This is a genomic window from Mesorhizobium sp. M7A.F.Ca.CA.002.05.1.1, from assembly GCF_003998335.1.
Classification (GTDB): Bacteria; Pseudomonadota; Alphaproteobacteria; order Rhizobiales; family Rhizobiaceae; genus Mesorhizobium.
Window position 1 is genome coordinate 1 of the sequence record NZ_RZQI01001490.1, and the last position, 764, is coordinate 764.

1 protein-coding gene is annotated in these 764 nt (G+C 64.4%); it reads right to left on the reverse strand.

Annotated elements, in window-relative coordinates:
• Positions 1–22 precede the first annotated feature (22 nt).
• Positions 23–764: creatininase family protein (locus EN939_RS36580; protein WP_164751617.1), on the reverse strand; the 742-nt coding region annotated here is incomplete at its 5' end.

Here is a 764-nt window from a genome sequence, read left to right on the forward strand (position 1 = left end):
TGCCAGACCACTGGTTTGGAGGCTACGTCAACCAGTCCGCGAGCTTCGCCTTGCGCACATCCCGCAGCAGGCTGATGAAGCCGTCGGCCTGATATTCCGCCGTCAGCCGGCCCTTCTCCGCCGTCGCGATGCTGGCATCGCCGACGACGCCGTTCGGGTTGAGATCGCTGGCGATCCAGGCGAAGGCATGGGTGCCGGTGTGGCGCAGGAGCGAAAGTTCGTTTTCGGCTTTGGCGACATTGGAAACGAAATTGTCGGCCTTGGCCATGTCGACGAGGTCCGGCCGGAAATGCAGCATCAGCGAGGTCTCGACATCGCCGCCATGGATGCCGTGGCGGTCCTCCAGTTCGGTGTACATGCCGGCCGGGCGGCCGAACCGTTGCCAGCTGGTCTTTACCGCCAGCATCTTTCCGCGCACGCGCAATTCGCGCGTGACGATGCCCATGATCTCCTCGTTGCCGCCATGCGAATTGACCACGACCAGCTTGCGCACGCCAGCGCGCGCGATCGACAGGCCAAGCTCGGTCCAGGCTTCGATCAGCGTCGTTGCCGGCAAAGTGAGGGTGCCCGGCGCGTGCAGATGTTCGTTCGACTTGCCCACCGCCTGAACCGGCAGGATGCGGATGTCGAGATCGTCGGGCAGACGCGAAATGACCGTGTCGAGCATGCCGTTCATGATCGAGGTGTCGGTCGAGACAGGCAGATGCGGGCCATGCTGCTCGATCGCCGCCACCGGCAGCACGGCGATCGTCGCCTCCGGATCG